Below are 19,138 nucleotides of genomic sequence, written 5' to 3' on the forward strand. Positions count from 1 at the left end.
CATGACAAAAATATTTAAAATCCCCTTTGCAACACAAGGGGACAGGACTTCTATTCCTGATGATGTGCAAGCCGATGGCGCGGTTTCTTACACGCAAGGCTATAGTTACGATTATGAGCGTGACCAACAAACTGATCCTGCGGCCAAAGATATTGAACGCGAAAAAATGAACGGCATGTTTCACGATATCACGGAAGCGATAGGCGAGTTGCAAAGCTTTGGTTTTCCTAAATGGGCGATAGAAGGCAAACCTTACCCTATTCGCGCCATTGTTTATCATAAGAATAAAACATGGCAGTCGAAGATTGAAAATAACAATGTTGAGCCTGTCGCAGGTACAGCATGGCAGGAACTGAAAGCGGATTTAAGTGCCGGTGATATCAATGTTTATAACAAAACCGAATCTGACAAGCGCTTTCAGCCATTAGGCAATTACCAAGCGGCAGGTTATAGCTATTCTAAAGCGGAGTCTGATACCAAATATCAACCCAAAGGCAACTATGCCCCCGCAGGCAATTACGCACTTAAAGGTGAAAGCTACACTAAAGTAGAGGGCGATGGGCGATATCAGCCGAAAGGCAGTTATCAGCCCTCAGGGGACTATGCCTTAAAAGGAGATAGTTATACCAAGGCTGAAACCGATGGTAAGTATCAACCTAAAGGCAGCTATCAAGCAGCAGGCTATAGTTATTCAAAAGCGGAGTCTGATACCAACTATCAACCTAAGGGCAATTATGCCCCTGCAGGGAATTATGCGCTTAAAGGTGACAGTTACACCAAAGCGGAAGGGGATACACGTTACCAAGCTAAGGGGAGTTATCAGCCGTCAGGGGATTATGCTTTAAAAGGAGATAGTTACACTAAAGCAGAAACCGATAATAAGTACCAACCTAAAGGCAGCTATCAAGTGGCGGGCTACAGCTATTCTAAAGCCGAGTCTGATACTAAATATCAGCTCAAAGGTAACTATGCACCTGCAGGTAATTACGCGCTTAAGGGTGAGAGCTACACGAAAGCAGAAGGGGATACACGGTACCAGCCAAAAGGGAACTATCAACCTGCGGGCAACTATGCACCTGCAGGGAATTATGCCGTTAAAGGTGATAGTTATACCAAATCTGAAACGTACAACAGAAAAGAAATTGATAATAAAATTAATACACTGCCATCATATAAAAAATTATCAATGGTTCAAATATATGATGGTAAGGGCGCTGGGGATTCTTCTCATACATTACCTGAATCAGTTACTGGATTTATAATTGGAATCCAAAGTACTAGGGATGGTAGTGCTCTTTGGACGGGAGTTGCGCCAATTGATGGTATACCCTTTGCTATTGATGGAGGTAATGGTTCTCGTGGAGCTATGGGGCGATTATCTAACGGCGGGAAAACATTAACAGTAAACGATATGAGATATTGGAGCCTTGGCAAAGTTTACTTGTTTAAATAAGGCGCACCAATCATAAGCAAATAGTTACATATTACATTACGAGGCTGATAATCTACGTCTGTTTATGAATTGATAAGGTCAGAATACTTTTATAGTTTTAAGTGTCTGACCTTTTAAAATACTATTGTGAGTTAACTCTAAAAAAATGGTGGGGTACTTTTAATAGAATAAACCTCTATTTCCAACTACTTGGCAATTCCTAATAGTAACTTGATCCTTGTTAGGTAATTTATAGAAGATCCTTTATGAAATAATCTCAGGGCATAAAACCATTTCATTTTACCCAAAAAATGTAAATCGACTAATTCGGGGTTTTCAGTAGCTGCGATTAAAAGAGTGCCTTGGTCATCATCAACAATGCCGCTTTTCAAATATCTCCGCTGTATTTCTGATGTGATGAGATAAAAGCGACGCCAAAGGTTTTGGGAGCCAACAATCGGTGAACCTGCAATAAACACTTCATTTCTTAGCGCTCTGCCAACGACGATATCTAGTGGCTCAATTTTAAAGTCGTCTCTGATAGTAAATAAATGAATTTTATTTTCATCAAAAGGGTGATACCAATTTTTTATTCCGTAAGTTGTCTTATTCTTTCTGCAATAGCCGAAATCGACCCAAGCGACGAGCTCATTAGATACTAGACCAGATTCAATTGCTTTATGGACAAAATAATATTTAAGATTAGTTACAAGGACATATTTTTCAGACCAACACTCTGGATTTACCGCTTCTTGTGGTCTTATTTTATTTTTATATTCTTCACTTAACTGAATGGATGATATTTTACTCAATGTATGTTTGAATTTACTAAATAAATCAAGCGTGATAACTTTAGTTGGTCTTCCTTCCCGTAGCTCTAATATTCGCTTTTCATACTCATGTGAAGTAAAAACAATGATTTCATTTTCTAGTTGAGCTAGCTTATTAAAATAATCAAAGTACGTATCAGCGGTTCTAGCTAGTCTATTTTCTTTGCCATTTTGTGCATTCCAACTAGCCTTACCAATATCAAAAAAAGCAGTTACTATAGATATAGACTTTTTCATGTAAATCCCAGTTTATATTTTATTACTTTTGATAAAGTAAAATTTATAAGCTTAAAGCAAAATTATTACTGATTTATCAAGTAAGTTCTAGGTATTCATACTATCAAATAGTGAAGCCATCTAACAGCAAAAAGCTACTTGCTTGGTGGTTTATCATCTTTTTCAAAATATATATTGGCGTTCAAGTGAAATGAAATATCTAATTTCACTTTTTTTACTTTTACAAAAAGAAAACCCCAAGGAGTGATCCTCGGGGTTTTTGTTTTCAAATGCGCGTGCATTTCACGTGCACTTTCTAGTCTTAATGTTGCCAGTGTCTAGTCCAACTGATTTTGCTAACTTCCTGTTTTTAAACCTGTTGTCCTATCACTGACCCACCAAATTTGGTGGAGCTGGCGGGAGTTGAACCCGCGTCCGAAATTTCTACATCCTCGGTACTACATGCTTAGTCTAGTCTTTAAATTCATTTGCCAACTGCGGACAGACACGCCATCAACAAACTATCCTGATTAAATTTAACGCTGCAACCCCAGGCAAGGCATTCACGCGATCTCTTTTGGGTTTGACCTCTCTTGATCCCCGTCCTAAGAGCGGAGGCTAGGGAGAGAGGGCTCTAAGCAGGTTATTAAGCTGCTAAAGCGTAGTTTTCGTCGTTTGCGACTATTTTTTTGCGGCTTTTTACGAGGCCAACCGCCCCTCGGCATGCACCTTGGGTTTCGCAAATCCCGTCGAATCCAGAATCAGCCCCAAGTTGTTGAACGCAGTATAACAGAAAATTATCCTATAAAGCTAGGACTTAGCGATTAGAATGTTTCATTATACGTGCTTTATCAAGTTGCCATTCACGTTCTTTGATATCAGAACGCTTATCGTGGGCTTTTTTACCCTTTGCAACACCGATTTTTACTTTACACCATGCATTTTTCCAATAGAGTGAAAGTGCGATGACGGTGTAACCTTCACGGTTGACTTTACCATAAAGGGTGTCTAATTCACGTTGGTTTAACAATAGTTTACGGCTACGTGTTGGATCACAAACAACATGAGTAGAAGCAACGTTAAGAGGCGTAAAGTTAGCACCAAATAAATAGGCTTCGCCATCTCTCAGTAATACGTAACTATCACCGATGTTGGCTTTGCCAGCACGCAGTGATTTAACTTCCCAACCTTGTAGGGACAAACCCGCCTCGAACTCCTCTTCGATAGAATATTCGTGGCGAGCACGCTTGTTCATAGCAATTGTTGCTGAACCGGGTTTATATGGTTTTTTCTTTGTCATAGTGCAATCATTATACTGTAAGCTGAGTCGAAAGAAATCTTTCTGCGTTGATATTTTTTTGATTGTGCATTTCTTGCCCTGTATGGGTTTTGTTTTTTGTTTAACCAATCAATAGTGCTATTATATGCCCAGTTTTTAGGGATAGGAATTGATATGCCACAGATTAGTCGCTCTGCGTTAGTCCCTTTTAGCGCAGAACAAATGTATAAACTCGTAAATGATGTAATTTCATACCCAAGCTTTTTACCTGGGTGTGTGGGGAGTCGTATTATCAGTCATAGTGCTGAGGAAATGACGGCTTCTGTTGAGGTATCCAAAGCGGGAATTAGCAAAACGTTCATCACTAAAAATGTGCTTGAAGACAACAAATGCATACATATGCAATTAGTAGAAGGGCCATTTAGTAAGTTGTCTGGCGGGTGGAGGTTTATTCCTCTCAGTGCGGATGCTTGTAAAATTGAGTTTCATCTTGATTTTGAATTTACCAATAAACTGATAGAACTAGCATTTGGCAAAATATTTAAAGAACTTGCTAATAATATGGTTCAGGCTTTTACATTAAGAGCTAAGGATGTTTATAGTGTCTGATATTAATGTTGAAGTGGTGTATGCACTGCCAGAGAAACAATATTTACTATCCGTAAAGCTTACTGAAGGTGTAACAATAGAAGAGGCAATTATCGCCTCAGGTATTCTTTCACTGCGTGACGATATTGATTTAAAAAAAAATAAAGTAGGGATATATAGTCGTCCTGCAAAACTTTCTGATACTGTACAGGATGGGGAGCGGATTGAAATCTATCGCCCTTTGCTTGCAGATCCGAAAGAATTACGCCGTAAGCGTGCTGAAAAATCGAAAGAATCGAAAGAATCGAAAGAATCGAAAAGTAATTAAACTTCAGTTAATTGATAAACCGAGCTATTTGCTCGGTTTTTTGTTTATATCAGCGGTGACTTTATAGCTCAGAAGGCATTATCAGGCATTTATAAAAACACACGTCTACCTGCCAAGGCCCAGTTATAGGTAGCTATATTTGTAGTTCTATATCAATGCATATGCATTATTAGTCAGCTGTTTTAGTCTCAGCAGCTTCCATCGATTCCTGAGCTGCAAGGTTCTTCTCATTTTTGATGTCAGTAAGAATACCATTGCGATCAAAAATAAGTGTCAGAGTTTCTTGTTTGACTGGATCATGCCCCAGCTCTTGACGGAATACATAATACCAGGTTTGAGTACCAAACGGGTCGGATAACATTGGTGTGCCCAAAGTATAAGCGACCTGTTGCTGTGTCATTCCTTTTTGGATCTTAGCAACATCTTTCGCTGTGAGGTAATTACCTTGGTTAATGTCTGGGTGATAGACAAGACGTTCCATCATTGAACAGCCCGTAGACATTAATGCGAGTGATAGTGCAGCAGCAGTTAACAATTTATAACGCATGGATATCTCATTCCTTTTGGAGTCAGAACATCAATGATAATCGACATTGATACATTTTAAAACCTTCCTTATCGACTCTAAGACCACATGAGCGCAAAAAAGTTGTCAAAAATTACGCCGCAAGCAATTCTTTTGCATTTGCCAACGTATTTTTTGTGACTTCAGAACCTGCTAGAAGCCTTGCAAGTTCTTGTAATCTTGCTTTTTTGTCTAATAATTGCATGTGAGTTTCAGTTTCAATGCCATTTGTTTCTTTGCTCACATAAAAATGATGATGACCACATCCCGCAACTTGTGGTAAATGCGTTACACACATCACTTGCGTCGATTCGCCGAGTTCACGTAATAATTTACCCACAATGGCAGCGGTAGGGCCACTAATACCAACATCAACCTCATCGAAAATTAATGCGGGGGTATCCATTTTTTTCGCAGTAATCACTTGGATAGCAAGAGCTATACGTGAAAGTTCGCCACCTGAAGCGACTTTTGCTAGTGCTTGATGTGGCTGTCCTGGATTGGTTGTAACATTGAATTCAATTTTACAAGCGCCATCAATTTGGAGTTGTTCTGGTATAAATTTTACATCAATAGTGAATAAGCCATGAGGCATTGATAATTGGTGCATGCTATTTGTAATAAGTGTGCTGAGTTCTTGTGCATAATGTAAACGAACATGGTGCAAGCGTTCTGCGCAAGCGAGTGCTTTTTGGTGGTCAGCAAAGACTTGCGCGTTTAGTGCCTCACAATCTTCGTTTTGGTTGGCAATTTGCGCTTGTTCAGATGAAAGCTGTTGAAATAATTCAGGTAGAGCCTCGGGAGCAATGCGATGCTTGCGGGCTAAGCTAATTTGCTTAGAAATGCGCTGTTCAAGTTCAAACAAGCGATTAGGATCGAGCTCATATTGGTCGCAATAATGTTTTATTTCATCGCTGACTTCACTGACTTGTATTGATGCTTCTTCGAGCATATCAAGTAACCCTGAGAATTTAGGGTTTAGTGCAACAAGGTCGGTTAATTCATTTTTTGCCATGTTTAGCAGGCTGATAACATTGGCACCATCATCTTCAGACAAAATTTGTGCTGTATTTTGCCCAATCGTTAAAAATTGACCATGATTGGCGAGTTGTTTGTATTCTTGGTCAATTTCCTCAAATTCACCTTGGACAGGAAGAAACTCATTGAGCTCTTTTAAATGGTAATCCAACAGTTGCTGACGTGACTCACGTTCTTGCATTTGCTTTTGAAATACGGCGAGTTGCTGACAGGAATCATGCCATGATTGCCATGCTTTTTTCATTTGTACAAGCAATTCTTGCTGATTTGCATAGGCATCAAGTAGGGATTTTTGATGAATATTATCAAGCAACAGTTGGTGAGCATGTTGGCCATGAATTTGGATTAATAGGGTGCCTAATTCTCTGAGTTGAGATAAGGGAACCGATATGCCATTGATAAAGCCCCTTGAGCGCCCATCAGAGGCAATAGTACGGCGTAATAAACATTCGTTTTGGTTATCAAGTTGGTGTTCTACTAACCAATTTGCGGCCATTTTTGCATCAGATAGCGAGAAGCGGGCACAGAGATCAGCCCGTTGAGCACCAGGACGAACCATATTGGCTTCACCACGGTTACCTAAACACAGGCCAAGCGCATCAATTGCAATAGATTTACCCGCACCAGTTTCACCAGTGATGGCTGTCATACCGCTACGAAAATCAATTTCTAATTCACGAACGATAGCAAAATTATTGATAGTTAATTGAGTAAGCATCTGCGCTCTCCTGTAAAAATACACACCTGTGTTTTCATACAGTTTATCCTGTTTTTTTATACAGTAAAGAGGCAAAGTAAAATAATTAGAAAGTTTTTTTTGCCCACCCTAATTTTGAGCTTAACGTATTGAAGTAATTATAATCTTTAGGGTGAACTAAATTTAGATTTTTATTACTACGTTTTACAATAACCTCTTCACCATCTTGAATTGGTAGCATAATTTGGCTATCACAACTGACTTCATAATCAATATTTGTACGTAAGAATTTCAAGCGTATGCTACTGTCGCTGCTGATGACTAAAGGACGAGAAGATAGTGTGTGCGGGAACATGGGAACTAAGACAATGGCATCCAGATTAGGGGTTAAAATAGGGCCTCCTGCCGATAGAGAGTAGGCTGTTGAGCCTGTTGGTGTGGCAATAATTAACCCATCAGAACGTTGTGAGAATGCAAATTTATCATCAATATAAACTTCAAACTCAATCATATGAGCGACTTTCCCAGGGTGGAGTACGATTTCATTTATCGCACTGCTCTTACGCGCCTTTTGATTAGCCTTGATCACTTGAGCTTCAAGCAGAAAACGTTGTTCTTCACGATATTCGCCTTCAAGCACGCGTGAAAGTTGCTGTAAGGCATTATCGGGGTCAAGATCAGTTAGAAAACCTAAATTTCCACGATTCACACCAATAACTTTATTGTTATAGCGAGATAATATACGGGCTGCACCTAACATGTTACCGTCCCCCCCTACGACGATGACTAAATCGGCTTGTTGGCCAATTTCAGTTAATGTGCCAGTTGTCGCATTCATTAACTTCAAGTCTTTAGCAACTTGTTTGTCGATAATGGCATGGTAATTTTTTGAAATTAACCAGTGATAAATCAGTTCATGGGTTGCTAACGCTTCAGGATGCCTTGGATGCCCGACAATGCCTATCGTTTTGAAGTGAGAATGTGCTGTATTATTGTCCTTTTGCATACTTTTTTGGCCTCTCATTGTATGACTTCCCTTGAATCCCTGTATTAGATCCCCATAATACTCTCATATATGGGATTAATGCTAAATACGCGGAGATATTCATGAGTAGTAAAGACCAAAACATGCATGATGAGCAAGCTTCTGAGTTAAATGAATCACAAAAAGTTCAAGCAGAGCAAGAAGTGAACTCCCAGCAAGTAGAAGATGCACAAGCAAACGAACAAGCGTTAGCAGCGCGTATTGCTGAGCTTGAAGAGCAATTAGCTGCTTCACAAAAGACCGAACGAGAAGCAATGTTACGCGCTCATGCTGAAATCGAAAATATTCGTCGCCGTACAGAGCAAGACATTGAAAAAGCACATAAATTTGCACTTGAGAAATTCTCAAATGAACTTTTACCTGTGATCGATAATTTGGAGCGTGCGATCGATGCTGCTGATCGCGATAATGAGCAATCTAAAGCCATGTTAGAAGGGCTAGATTTAACGCTGAAAACGTTCTTAGATGCTGTCGCTAAGTTTGGTATCGAACCTGTGGGGGATGCGAATGTGCCATTTAACCCTGAAGTTCACCAAGCAATGACAATGATTGAATCACCTGACCACCAACCTAATCATGTGATTAACGTGATGCAAAAAGGGTATACGTTAAATAACCGATTACTCAGACCTGCGATGGTTATTGTTTCGAAATAATTGTTTAAATGGGATACATGTGTATCCCATTTTTTTGCTTACCTATAATATGCAGCTATTCGTTAATAACTGGGTTCCAGTCAATTGGCGCTTTACCTTGCTGAGTTAAAATTTCATTAGTCTGTGAAAAATGACCACAACCTAAAAAGCCGCGATGCGCAGAAAGCGGGGAGGGATGAGGTGCTTTTAAAACATAATGGCGTTTGGTATCAATGATTTTCCCTTTTTTCTGCGCATGTGAACCCCAGAGTAAAAAGACCACGCCTTCCGTATTTTCATTAATTGCTTCAATGACTTTATCTGTAAATGTTTCCCATCCTAAATGTGCATGAGAATGCGCATGGGCTTGTTCAACAGTGAGTACAGTATTGAGTAGTAATACACCTTGCTGAGCCCAACTCAGTAGATAACCATGTGATGGTCGCGTAAACCCTGCGATGTCTTTTTCGAGTTCTTTATACATGTTTACTAGGGAAGGTGGTGGCTTAATACCAGGTAAAACTGAAAAAGACAATCCATGGGCTTGGCCTGGACCATGGTAAGGGTCTTGACCTAAAATAACGACTTTAATATCAGCAAGTTCGGTATAGCGAAAAGCATTAAAAACATCATCTTGCGGGGGATAGATGATTTTACCTGCTTGGCGCTGTTGCGCGACATAGGCTAATGTTTCTTTAAAATACGGTTTTACTTTTTCGGGGCCAATGACGTCGTGCCATGTAATGGTATTTGACATGAAATTTTCCATAACAATGAATGTTGGCTGGCGCAATTTATAACTGAACCAAATGATGGTAATAAGCTTACTGGTTCGTTGGGCAGAGATAAAGCCCTGATCTTTATAATTACGCTTCAAATTAATTTGAAAGTTTATAAAAATAATTAAGATTTCATTATGGTGAATATTGATTTAAATCATAAAGTTGAATGGGTTTGATTAATTGCTATACGGAATAATTGATAAATATCAAAGAAAGTGACCTATTGAGCTGGTATAAAATACCTATAGACATTGGTTAGACCAAATATCCAATTGCAAATTTACATAAGATTGATGGTTAATGCAGCTTTGATTGATATAAAAAATCGGGCGCAATCAAGTTCGAACGTGGAGGTCGACATGATTACAGGTATTCAAATTACTAAAACTGATAATGCAGCATTACTGAATTCTTTCTGGTTACTGGATAACGAGAAAAATGAAGCTCGCTGTGTTTGTGCTAAAGCAGATTATAATGAAGGCCAAATCGTTGATAAAGATGAATTAGGTGCTTTTGAGTATCGTGAAGTACCACTGGAAATGAAGCCAACTGTACGTGTAGAAGGTGGGCAGCACTTAAACGTTAACGTATTAAGCCGTGAAACGTTAGAAGATGCAGTGAAAAACCCAGAAAAATACCCACAATTAACTATCCGTGTTTCTGGTTATGCGGTTCGTTTTAACTCATTAACCCCTGAACAACAACGTGATGTTATTACTCGTACTTTCACTGAAAGCCTGTAATAAAGTTTAAACACTATTACATCTAGTACAGTATAATAAATTCTAAAGCCATTGATATCAATGGCTTTTTATTTACCTCTAATAAAGTTGATTATTTCTCTTCACCGCTATTTAGCTTCCAATACTCTTCCAACATACGCATTTGTTAGGGAGAATTTATGCCTTTTTCAATACAACCAACACTTAGTTCAGTGGATGGCCTTTCTCTTGCTAGAGAAGGCTTAGACATTTATTTACAAAATCGCAGTTTAGATATTTCATTATGTGAAAGAGAACATTGGCCAAAAAATACGATAAAAGAACACTTTTTTGGCCAAGATGCACAAAAAAAAGACTTTGTTTTAGCCATGTTATCGTATGGGGCTTACCATACAGATTGGCAACAGATGTTAGGTGTAGAGAGATTAAATACCACTCAACTTAATGCATTAGGTATTGATGCGGAGTTACTTGGTGATGTGACATCAGGATTTCAAGCCAATATATGCCGATATAATGATTTATATATTCTCTGTTTTGCAGGCTCAAACGATATTGTGGATTTTTATGCCAACATCCGTCAAGGCTTAGGGCAGTATGAACCTCAGTATTATCAATCTGTTGGTTTGACAAATATTTTATTTAATGCAGTAAGAGGAAATCTGATTTGTACGGGGCACTCATTAGGTGGTGGCCTTGCGTCAATTGCCGCATTGGCGAGCCATAGCCCTGCAGTTGTGTTTAGCCCCGCAGGGCTGGCAAGGAATACGGTAAATAAGATCGGGCTTGATTATGATGTTGCGGAACGAATGGCGAACGAAGGGCTGATACGATTTTATACTGTGCAATATGACTGGCTTGATTCTCTACAAAATACTTTACCTATCCCTTCAGCGCTGGGAACGCGTATTAAAATGGCTTATAGCGAACAGAGTTCTTGGAAAAATTGGTTACCACACCGGTTATTAACAAGAAGTTTTATTGCACATACGATGGTTAAAATTATTAAGGTGATGTGTAAACATAAACCGTGGAATAATTGGAATGCGATTACTGGGGAATATGATAAAGCCGTCGAGCTCCCGCTAAAAGTGTTCCCAATCATCGAAGAGCAACAAAAAATTAATTGGCAAGAAAGTTGTAAAAGTGCCATTAAAAAAGGCAATGTTGTTGAGTTTTCGAATCTTTTAGAATGCCACAATAAAGCATGTGACCTTGATTTTTTAGCGAATCAATCAGCGCGGGCTATGAATGGGCAGTTTATGCAAATTCTACTCGATTCACAGTATGGGCAAGCCATTAAAAATACACAACTCATCCAGCAAAAAAGTATTTTACATTTAGCGGCTCAAAGTGGCCGAGTGATGCAGTCTAAAATATTGTTAGATAATGGTTTAATGGTTGATATAAAAGATAATTTAGGAAATACACCACTCCATGATGCTTTAAATAGTCATGCTTTGGATGTTGCTGAATTGTTGTTAGTCAATGGGGCTGATTGGCGGGCAAAAAACAACCAAGGTCTTGATTGCAAAGATATCATTAATAATCATATCATTAAATATGATGCATTAACGCAAGAAGGGAAAAAAATGCGAGAAAAAATCATTCATATGATGAATTAAATAAAAAACGGGCCGAAACCCGTTTGAGTGATTATTGGTTTTTATCGCTAATCGCTGATGCTGTTGGACTGGCTGGAGTACGACGTTTCCCTATATTTTTCTTATCGCGATGGCGTACTTTTTCTTTTTTCTTCGTTTGTTCTTCTTTCTTTTTCTCTTTGCGCTTTGCCAGCACTTTCTTCGATGGTTTTGGCTTATTTAACATCGCTTCAGATGGCGCTTTTGTTGTTGGGCGCAAGGCATCTATAACACGCACTTTAATAGGGTCTTCAATGTAGCGTGTAATTTTACCTAGTAACGGGAAGTCATGTGCTTCAACTAAGGAAATTGCCGTACCTTTGCGACCTGCACGGCCAGTACGGCCTATGCGATGTAAGTAAACGTCAGCAGTTCTTGGTAAGTCGAAGTTAAAAACATGACTGACGTTATCGATGTCTAAACCCCGTGATGCTACATCCGTCGCAACAAGGACTTTAACTTGCCCGTCGACAAGGCGACGTACCGCTTCGTTACGTTTCGCTTGAGGCATTTCACCTTCCAGATAACAAGGCTCAATACCTGCTTCACGTAGCCACTGAACAAGCTCGCGTAAGCGTTCACGTTTGCGTACGAACACAATCGCTTTTGTCACTTCTTCTTGTTTCAGTAAGTGGCATAGTAGTGCAGTTTTGTGTTCAACGGTATCCGCACGGTAATGAAATTGCTGAATTTTTTTACGTTCACGACGAGATGGATCCGCATCAATTTCAACGGGATCTTCTAGCAAGCGCTCTGCAAAGTCACGGATGGCTTCACCTTCAAGCGTCGCTGAAAATAGCATGGTTTGTTTGCGCCAGCGCGTTTCGCCTGCAATAGTTTCAATGTCGTTTGCAAACCCCATATCTAACATACGGTCAGCTTCATCTAGGATCAAAATCTCAACCGCGCGGCAGTCAAAGTTTTCTTCTTTAATGTACTGTAATAAGCGACCTGTTGTGGCGACAACGATATCTTGGTTTTCGCTGAAAATTTCAGCGTGGTTCATATAAGCAACACCACCTGTGATTGTTGCAATGTCTAGGTGATTATGTGCGCATAATTCTTTTGCTTGGTCAGCAACCTGCATAGCTAATTCACGGGTAGGCGTGACAATCAGAACGCGTGGTGGCCCTGATTTTTTTCTTGGGAAATCAAGTAAATGTTGAATTGCTGGCAGTAGGAATGCCGCTGTTTTACCTGTCCCTGTTGGTGCTGAACCTAACACATCACGACCATCCATTGCAGCTGGAATAGCCGCAGCTTGGATAGCAGTGGGACGTTGATAGCCTTTATCTGACAGCGCGTCAATTAGGCTTTCATCAAGATCAAGTTCAGAAAAAGTGGATGCAGTCATTATATACCTCTATTTGGGGCGCTGATTATAAACAGGTTAGCAAAATTGTTCACCTGAAAAAATCCGCTTTTCACAAGTGTAACTGTTTTCAGGTTAGACAGGGAGCGATAACTCGAGGAAAAGTTAGCGAAATGACAAAAGAATTCAGGAGAGCCGAAACTCTCCTGGACTAGATATTTATTAGCTAAGCATATTAATCAGCCAAGTATGGTATGGGATACCCACTAAGTCGATGAGTACTGCGCCACTTAATGGCACAATCATAAACGCTTTCATGGAAACTTGTTTGTAACGTTCACAAACGGATGACATATTCGCCATCGCATTTGGTGTCGCGCCTAAGCCATGTCCCATCAAACCTGCACACATTACCGCGGCATCATAGTTTTTCCCTAACAACCTAAAAATAACAAATACGACGAGCAGAATTAAAACGACAACTTGCGCCAATAAAATTGTGAAGAGCGGAAGAGCCACAGCCTTTAATTCCCAAATCTTCAGTGACATCATGGCCATAGTTAAGAAAAGACCGAGGGACACTTCAGAAATAAGATCGATAGATTTTTGGTTGATGCGGAACAATTCGACCTGATCATTAATATTACGGATGACAATTGCAATGATCATCGCGCCAACGTAGCTCGGTAGTGAAAAACCAGTGGCTTTAGTGAATTGCGCAGAGGCAAATTGACCAATGACCATGATCCCTAAGATCAAGGCAAGCATTTTCAAGAAAGCATGTGCATCGATAGACTCAATTTTCCCTGCAATAGTTTCAGGAACTTGAATTTTTTCAACTTTTTCGTCTGCTTGAATACGGACATTGAATTTTTTAATCAAATAGGTAGCGATTGGGCCTCCCAATAAGCTTCCCGTAATTAACCCAAAGGTGGCGGCAGCGATCGCGGCAACTGTCGCTGATTGTACGCCAAGTCCTTCAGCCATACCGCCAAAGGCAGCAGCTCCGCCATGGCCACCCGTGAGTGATACACCCCCAGCCATAATACCAATGACAGGTTCGATGCCTAATAGATGCGCTAACCCTGCCCCAAAGGTATCTTGGAAAATCACCACAAACCAGCAAATAAACAGGTACATAAATAATAAGCGACCACCTGTTTTGAGAATTCGGAAACTGCCATCAATACCTATTGTGGTGAAGAATGCGACCATCAAGAAGGTTTGTAAACTGGTATCAAAATTTATTTCAGCGAGGTTGAACGATTTCAGTCCCCAAATGATTAAACTCACTAAAAATCCGCCAATGACAGGAGATGGAATACAAAATCGTTGTAACCACTCAATGCGTTTTTTTAAGTGGATGCCCATGAGGAGGCAGATGACGGTAAGGAATAAGGTGGATAGTGCGTCTAGGTGTAGAATCATAAGTTTCCCTTTTTTAACTGTTATCTTTCAAGCTACAGCGTTGTTGGCCGCACTCAGCTACTGTAGTCACATACTTTTGTATGCTCCTACAGCTATCTTCGTTAGCCGCCTAGCTGTAACTCGAAATCTAATAGTTAAAATATTTATGATGAAAAACATTATAATTTAGCGAGTTACAGCTAAGTTGATATTTTTTCGAACCTATTTTTATTGTGGTATTCGAATAGAAGCTATCTCAACAGATTGAAGCGAACAGTTTATTTATCAGTCGAATTGTTGTGTTGTTTTATTAGAATAAATATTGGTAAATCAAATAAGCCGCAAGCTTGGCGGTATGGTTGTCAATATCAAATTCAGGGTTGCACTCCGCAATATCGAAGAGGGCGATTTTTTTGCTGCCTTTAATAACGGTAAAAAGTTCATCAAATGTTTCGGTAGAGATACCTTTAGGTGCAGGGGCGCTGACACCAGGGGCAATAGCGGCAGAGAATACATCTAAATCCACAGTGACATACAAATAATCAACGCCATCAATGAATGCTTGAAGTTGTTTAACTGCTTGTGGAAGTTGCGAAAAGCTTAGCTGTTTATCACGAAGGTATTGGCAGCCTAATCGGTCTGCAGTATCAAATAATACCTTGGTGTTGCCATGATCAGCGATACCTAAACACAAGTAGTGGAAAGGACGCTGGTGCTTCTGACATAACTGCGCAGATTGTAAAAAAGGCGTGCCAGAAGTCGCTTCAGGGGCTTCACGTAAATCAAAATGGGCATCAAAATTGATGATCCCAATCGTTTTTCCTGATTGATTTTGTTCGACATAATCAAATAACCCTTGAAAGCTAGCAAAGGCCACTTCATGGCCACCACCTAATATAATCGGGCGCTCATTTGCAGTTAAACTTTCAATAATTTTGTCGGATAAGCGGCGTTGTGCAGATTCAAGATCACCATCATCACAACTTACGGTTCCTAGATCTTTAATGGCTAGCGGTTGGTGGATAGGTAACCCAGCAAGTTGGCGACGAATAGCATCAGGCCCTGCTTTAGCCCCTTGTCGGCCTTTATTGCGTCTTACGCCCTCATCAGAGGCAAAGCCTATCAACGTAAATTGTGCGGGTGATACTTTGTTAATCACTTGATGAATACGCAAATGTTCTTGTGTTTCACCATCCGTGCGCCCTTGCCATTGGAAAGGTTGTGTCATAGTTACTCCAAATTAATCAATTTAGTGATGTTATCTGCCGCTTGACGTGTATGCATAATTAACTCGTCAACACGGTGAGTTGAGCGAAATTCAGGGGCCATAACGGAGACGACGGCCAGTACATCATTTCCTTTAAAAATCGGGGCGGAAACGCCAAAGACCCCCTCATCAATCTCACTGGTTGATGTGCCGTAGCCTTGTTTGCGGATCTGCTGTAAGTCTTGTTGTAATTTCAGCTTATCTACGTCAGAAATAAGCTGTTTTGCATGTATCTCAAACACGTGTTCTTGGTATTGTGTTTGATGAAAAGCTAACAATGTTTTGGCACTGGCCCCTTTGATTAGGGTATTACCGCGGCCAATGATAAATGAGCAACGTAGGGCTTGTTCGCTTTCTATCATGTCTACACAAATCGTTTCTCGCAGGTTTGAGGTGATAATCGCTGCGGTTTCTCGTGTTTTTTTCGCTAATGATTGAAGCTCTGATTTTGTGGCTTCCATCAATAAGCTGTGGTGATAGTATTTTTCGTGATTTTTGATACTCTGCGAGCCGACACAATAAGTACCATACTGCTTTGCATGAGACACAAATTCCCATTCTATGAGAATTGTCAGTAAGCGATAAACCGTTGATAATGGAATATCCAGTGCCGTTGAGATAACCTGTGGCGTCACTGGGGATGCGCAACTCGTGATGTAGGACAAGACATCTAAGGTTCTATTAATGCTGTTCATCGCATCTCCTTTTTTTCGAACTTAGCAGTAAACTTTTTGTGCCTCAAATATAATTCTCATATTATAAGAATTATATTGTAACGAATAGGTTAAACGATGACTTTTATTTGCTCAATATGAGAAAATGGTCAGCTTCAGGTAAGTAGAGTGTGTGGATGAGCAATCAGAAAAAAAACTACCGAAAAGGTGGGTTTACATTTAAACAGTTTTTTGTGGCCCATGACCAATGTGCAATGAAAGTGGGCACTGATGGCGTATTATTAGGGGCATGGGCACCTATTGGTCATGTTCAATTTGCATTGGATATCGGTAGTGGGAGTGGGTTAGTCGCGCTAATGTTGGCACAGCGACAACAAAATGCACAAATTGATGCTGTTGAATTGGATGTTCAAGCAGCGCAGCAAGCTCAATGTAATTTTGTGGAGTCACCTTGGGCGAAACGGTTACATATCATCAATCAGGATATTATTCACTATAGTCAGCATTCACCCACTCAATATGATTTGATTGTAAGCAATCCGCCTTATTTTGAGCCTGCGGTGGCGTGTCGAGATGAGCAACGTGACCAAGCTCGCTACACAAGCGCACTAACCCATGACGTACTATTAGAATGTGCCCAGCGTTGTTTAACGGAAAATGGGTTATTTTGTTTAGTGCTACCGTATGAAGTTGGTGAGAAAGTGCAAGCAATGGCTGAAAGTAGGGGGTGGTTTACGGCGTTGAGAGTCAATGTTAGTGACAAACCAACAACACCATTTCACCGTATGTTATTGGGTTTGCGATTAGTGAACTCTCACACTCAGGTAAGCAATTTAGCTCTAAAAGCACAGAGCGGTGAGTATACTGAGGATTTTCGCGCATTGATCCAGCCGTTTTACCTTAAATATTAAAACCAACGGAACAGTTATTCCGTTGGTTTCGTGGCTTTATTCAGGTTTCAGGACAGTTGGACCTGAATTTTCTAACATATCTGGATAGTCTAATGTGTAGTGTAGCCCACGGCTTTCTTTGCGCGCCAAAGCGCATCGCACCATTAGCTCCGCGACTTGTACAAGGTTTCGTAACTCTAGTAAGTTATTGGAAATACGGAAGTTAGCATAATAGTCATGAATTTCTTGCTGTAATAAATGAATACGTCGGAGTGCCCGTTCGAGGCGCTTAGTGGTTCTCACAATCCCCATGTAGTCCCACATAAATAAACGTAATTCATGCCAGTTATGTTGGATTACAACTTGTTCATCGGAGTTATGTACTCGGCTTTCATCCCATTCAGGTAAATGTGGTACTTCACCAATATTTTGCAGTGTCGATTTGATGTTTTCTGCGGCTGACCAGCCATATACAAGGCATTCTAACAATGAATTAGATGCCATACGGTTCGCTCCGTGTAGGCCAGTATAACTAACCTCACCAATGGCATATAAGTGAGCAATATCAGTCATACCTGTTTGATCGACAATCACCCCGCCACAGGTATAATGTGCCGCGGGCACGATAGGAATAGGCTCTTTGGTGATATCTAACCCTAACGTCATTAATTTGGCATAAATAGTTGGGAAATGATGTTGCACAAAATCTGTTGGCTTATGGCTGATATCAAGGTACATACAGTCTGCGCCAAGACGTTTCATTTCGTGGTCAATGGCTCGTGCAACAATATCACGAGGTGCAAGTTCTTCTCGTTCGTCATAATCAGGCATAAAGCGGCTGCCATCAGGGCGTTTTAAATACGCACCTTCACCCCGTAATGCTTCGGTAAGTAAAAAGTTTCGTGCTTGTGGGTGGAATAAGCAAGTGGGGTGAAATTGGTTGAACTCTAAGTTAGCAACACGGCAACCTGCCCGCCATGCCATTGCAATGCCATCCCCTGACGAAATATCGGGGTTAGTGGTATATTGATAGACTTTTGCCGCGCCACCTGTGGCTAAAATAACGGTTTTGGCGCGGATCGTTTCAACTTGCTCTTTTTTCCGATTCCAAACGTAAGCACCCAAAATACGTGAGGGTGCCTTGTCTTCGGATAGAATTAAGTCAACAGCATTATAGCGTTCTTTTATATGGATATTTGGGTGAGCAAAAGCGAGGTCAACAAGCGTAGTTTCAACTTCTTTTCCTGTCGCATCAGCATGGTGAAGTATGCGACGATGGCTGTGACCACCTTCTCGCGTTAAGTGGTACTGAGTCTCGCCACTTTCTGTGATTTCAGTATCGAATAAAACACCTTGGTCAATAAGCCACTGCACGCATTCTTTTGCATTAGAGGCGATAAATTCAACCGCACCTTTATGACAAATGCCTGCTCCAGCAATGAGGGTATCTTCAACATGGGATTCGATGCTGTCGGTATCATCAAATACGGCGGCAATACCACCTTGAGCATAATAAGAAGCGCCTTCACTCAAGCTGCTTTTACTCAAAATAGTCACTTGGTGGAAAGGAGCAAGGCGTAAGGCGGCGGATAGTCCTGCGACACCACTGCCAATGATTAAAATATCAGTGTAATGCTGTGTGGATCCGTTCATGAGTGTTTGCTGTATATAATAGTATGTAGTGTGTTTTTTTATGTTAGCCTATCAGATTGTCGATTACTATTGCTGGATAGATGTTTACAGTCACTATCTTGACCCAGGTCTATTTACTTATTCGCATCGAATAAA

The 19,138-nt window shown here is 40.5% G+C and carries 18 protein-coding genes and 1 other RNA gene; 7 read left to right on the top strand and 12 right to left on the bottom strand.

The genetic code is table 11. The annotated features are described in order from the left end of the window. The first annotated feature begins 1 nt into the window (after position 1). Positions 2-1,453 (top strand): hypothetical protein, encoded by a 1,452-nt coding sequence (locus ACE2AL_RS07350; protein ID WP_375084209.1) that lies wholly within the window; start codon positions 2-4, stop codon positions 1,451-1,453. Positions 1,454-1,638: 185 nt separating this feature from the next. Here ACE2AL_RS07350 and ACE2AL_RS07355 read toward each other — a convergent pair whose 3' ends face one another. The 3 genes from ACE2AL_RS07355 to smpB form a co-directional block, all read right to left on the bottom strand. Then, positions 1,639-2,499, bottom strand: a complete 861-nt coding sequence (locus tag ACE2AL_RS07355; protein ID WP_375084210.1) for a WlaTC/HtrL family glycosyltransferase — start codon at positions 2,497-2,499, stop codon at positions 1,639-1,641. 384 nt (positions 2,500-2,883) lie between these two features. After that, positions 2,884-3,247, bottom strand: a transfer-messenger RNA (tmRNA) gene (gene ssrA, locus ACE2AL_RS07360). A gap of 48 nt (positions 3,248-3,295) precedes the next feature. Further along, positions 3,296-3,778 (bottom strand): SsrA-binding protein SmpB, encoded by a 483-nt coding sequence (gene smpB / locus ACE2AL_RS07365; RefSeq protein WP_206082532.1) that lies wholly within the window; start codon positions 3,776-3,778, stop codon positions 3,296-3,298. 153 nt (positions 3,779-3,931) lie between these two features. Between smpB and ACE2AL_RS07370 the strand changes: the two genes are divergently transcribed. Next, positions 3,932-4,366, top strand: coding sequence for a type II toxin-antitoxin system RatA family toxin (locus ACE2AL_RS07370; protein WP_206082531.1), 435 nt, complete (start codon positions 3,932-3,934; stop codon positions 4,364-4,366). Continuing rightward, a complete protein-coding gene (locus tag ACE2AL_RS07375) occupies positions 4,359-4,673 on the top strand; it encodes an RnfH family protein (protein WP_272573553.1) in 315 nt (104 codons plus the stop codon). Before ACE2AL_RS07370 ends, ACE2AL_RS07375 begins: the two co-directional genes overlap by 8 nt. Before the next feature lie 169 nt (positions 4,674-4,842). Here ACE2AL_RS07375 and bamE read toward each other — a convergent pair whose 3' ends face one another. The 3 genes from bamE to nadK form a co-directional block, all read right to left on the bottom strand. After that, the gene (gene bamE, locus ACE2AL_RS07380; RefSeq protein WP_206082529.1) at positions 4,843-5,220 is read right to left on the bottom strand and encodes an outer membrane protein assembly factor BamE; all 378 of its coding nucleotides are present in this window, start codon (positions 5,218-5,220) and stop codon (positions 4,843-4,845) included. 112 nt (positions 5,221-5,332) lie between these two features. Then, positions 5,333-6,994 (bottom strand): DNA repair protein RecN, encoded by a 1,662-nt coding sequence (recN, locus tag ACE2AL_RS07385; protein WP_272539174.1) that lies wholly within the window; start codon positions 6,992-6,994, stop codon positions 5,333-5,335. An 85-nt stretch (positions 6,995-7,079) separates the two neighbouring features. After that, positions 7,080-7,979 carry an NAD(+) kinase gene (nadK, locus tag ACE2AL_RS07390; RefSeq protein ID WP_272539175.1) on the bottom strand — a complete coding sequence of 300 codons (900 nt, stop codon included), beginning with the start codon at positions 7,977-7,979 and terminating at the stop codon, positions 7,080-7,082. Between the two features lie 101 nt (positions 7,980-8,080). On the opposite strand from nadK, the gene grpE reads away from it, so the two are divergent. Beyond that, positions 8,081-8,674: a nucleotide exchange factor GrpE gene (grpE, locus tag ACE2AL_RS07395; protein ID WP_206082527.1), complete on the top strand. Its 594-nt coding sequence runs from the start codon at positions 8,081-8,083 to the stop codon at positions 8,672-8,674. A 55-nt stretch (positions 8,675-8,729) separates the two neighbouring features. Here grpE and ung read toward each other — a convergent pair whose 3' ends face one another. Next, positions 8,730-9,410 carry a uracil-DNA glycosylase gene (ung, locus tag ACE2AL_RS07400; protein WP_272539176.1) on the bottom strand — a complete coding sequence of 227 codons (681 nt, stop codon included), beginning with the start codon at positions 9,408-9,410 and terminating at the stop codon, positions 8,730-8,732. A gap of 384 nt (positions 9,411-9,794) precedes the next feature. Here ung and grcA point away from each other — a divergent pair, with 384 nt between their 5' ends. Further along, a complete protein-coding gene (gene grcA / locus ACE2AL_RS07405) occupies positions 9,795-10,178 on the top strand; it encodes an autonomous glycyl radical cofactor GrcA (protein WP_206082525.1) in 384 nt (127 codons plus the stop codon). A 158-nt stretch (positions 10,179-10,336) separates the two neighbouring features. Next, positions 10,337-11,782 (top strand): ankyrin repeat domain-containing protein, encoded by a 1,446-nt coding sequence (locus ACE2AL_RS07410; protein ID WP_206082524.1) that lies wholly within the window; start codon positions 10,337-10,339, stop codon positions 11,780-11,782. Positions 11,783-11,813: 31 nt separating this feature from the next. Here the strand turns inward: ACE2AL_RS07410 and srmB are convergent, their stop codons facing one another. The 4 genes from srmB to ACE2AL_RS07430 all read right to left on the bottom strand — a co-directional run bounded on the left by srmB (position 11,814) and on the right by ACE2AL_RS07430 (position 16,481). After that, positions 11,814-13,154 carry an ATP-dependent RNA helicase SrmB gene (gene srmB, locus ACE2AL_RS07415; RefSeq protein WP_353167025.1) on the bottom strand — a complete coding sequence of 447 codons (1,341 nt, stop codon included), beginning with the start codon at positions 13,152-13,154 and terminating at the stop codon, positions 11,814-11,816. 180 nt (positions 13,155-13,334) lie between these two features. After that, entirely contained in the window at positions 13,335-14,540 is a 1,206-nt protein-coding gene (gene gltS / locus ACE2AL_RS07420; protein WP_206082522.1) for a sodium/glutamate symporter, read from the bottom strand. 289 nt (positions 14,541-14,829) lie between these two features. Next, positions 14,830-15,747, bottom strand: a complete 918-nt coding sequence (hutG, locus tag ACE2AL_RS07425; RefSeq protein ID WP_272539178.1) for a formimidoylglutamase — start codon at positions 15,745-15,747, stop codon at positions 14,830-14,832. Positions 15,748-15,749: 2 nt separating this feature from the next. After that, positions 15,750-16,481: an IclR family transcriptional regulator gene (locus tag ACE2AL_RS07430; protein ID WP_206082520.1), complete on the bottom strand. Its 732-nt coding sequence runs from the start codon at positions 16,479-16,481 to the stop codon at positions 15,750-15,752. Positions 16,482-16,636: 155 nt separating this feature from the next. On the opposite strand from ACE2AL_RS07430, the gene ACE2AL_RS07435 reads away from it, so the two are divergent. Continuing rightward, positions 16,637-17,371 (top strand): tRNA1(Val) (adenine(37)-N6)-methyltransferase, encoded by a 735-nt coding sequence (locus ACE2AL_RS07435; protein WP_272539179.1) that lies wholly within the window; start codon positions 16,637-16,639, stop codon positions 17,369-17,371. A 36-nt stretch (positions 17,372-17,407) separates the two neighbouring features. On the opposite strand, the gene nadB is transcribed toward ACE2AL_RS07435, so the two are convergent. Continuing rightward, positions 17,408-19,003 carry an L-aspartate oxidase gene (gene nadB / locus ACE2AL_RS07440; RefSeq protein WP_206082518.1) on the bottom strand — a complete coding sequence of 532 codons (1,596 nt, stop codon included), beginning with the start codon at positions 19,001-19,003 and terminating at the stop codon, positions 17,408-17,410. Positions 19,004-19,138: the final 135 nt, after the last annotated feature.

The organism is Providencia xihuensis (assembly GCF_041953405.1).
GTDB lineage: Bacteria > Pseudomonadota > Gammaproteobacteria > Enterobacterales > Enterobacteriaceae > Providencia > Providencia vermicola.

What these genes read in the sequence shown, in the direction of transcription:
- ACE2AL_RS07350 (WP_375084209.1), top strand. Translation starts at nt 2, where the DNA reads ATGACAAAAATATTTAAAATCCCCTTTGCAACACAAGGGGACAGGACT.
- ACE2AL_RS07355 (WP_375084210.1), bottom strand. Translation starts at nt 2,499, where the DNA reads ATGAAAAAGTCTATATCTATAGTAACTGCTTTTTTTGATATTGGTAAG.
- smpB (WP_206082532.1), bottom strand. Translation starts at nt 3,778, where the DNA reads ATGACAAAGAAAAAACCATATAAACCCGGTTCAGCAACAATTGCTATG.
- ACE2AL_RS07370 (WP_206082531.1), top strand. Translation starts at nt 3,932, where the DNA reads ATGCCACAGATTAGTCGCTCTGCGTTAGTCCCTTTTAGCGCAGAACAA.
- bamE (WP_206082529.1), bottom strand. Translation starts at nt 5,220, where the DNA reads ATGCGTTATAAATTGTTAACTGCTGCTGCACTATCACTCGCATTAATG.
- recN (WP_272539174.1), bottom strand. Translation starts at nt 6,994, where the DNA reads ATGCTTACTCAATTAACTATCAATAATTTTGCTATCGTTCGTGAATTA.
- nadK (WP_272539175.1), bottom strand. Translation starts at nt 7,979, where the DNA reads ATGCAAAAGGACAATAATACAGCACATTCTCACTTCAAAACGATAGGC.
- grpE (WP_206082527.1), top strand. Translation starts at nt 8,081, where the DNA reads ATGAGTAGTAAAGACCAAAACATGCATGATGAGCAAGCTTCTGAGTTA.
- ung (WP_272539176.1), bottom strand. Translation starts at nt 9,410, where the DNA reads ATGTCAAATACCATTACATGGCACGACGTCATTGGCCCCGAAAAAGTA.
- grcA (WP_206082525.1), top strand. Translation starts at nt 9,795, where the DNA reads ATGATTACAGGTATTCAAATTACTAAAACTGATAATGCAGCATTACTG.
- ACE2AL_RS07410 (WP_206082524.1), top strand. Translation starts at nt 10,337, where the DNA reads ATGCCTTTTTCAATACAACCAACACTTAGTTCAGTGGATGGCCTTTCT.
- srmB (WP_353167025.1), bottom strand. Translation starts at nt 13,154, where the DNA reads ATGACTGCATCCACTTTTTCTGAACTTGATCTTGATGAAAGCCTAATT.
- gltS (WP_206082522.1), bottom strand. Translation starts at nt 14,540, where the DNA reads ATGATTCTACACCTAGACGCACTATCCACCTTATTCCTTACCGTCATC.
- hutG (WP_272539178.1), bottom strand. Translation starts at nt 15,747, where the DNA reads ATGACACAACCTTTCCAATGGCAAGGGCGCACGGATGGTGAAACACAA.
- ACE2AL_RS07430 (WP_206082520.1), bottom strand. Translation starts at nt 16,481, where the DNA reads ATGAACAGCATTAATAGAACCTTAGATGTCTTGTCCTACATCACGAGT.
- ACE2AL_RS07435 (WP_272539179.1), top strand. Translation starts at nt 16,637, where the DNA reads ATGAGCAATCAGAAAAAAAACTACCGAAAAGGTGGGTTTACATTTAAA.
- nadB (WP_206082518.1), bottom strand. Translation starts at nt 19,003, where the DNA reads ATGAACGGATCCACACAGCATTACACTGATATTTTAATCATTGGCAGT.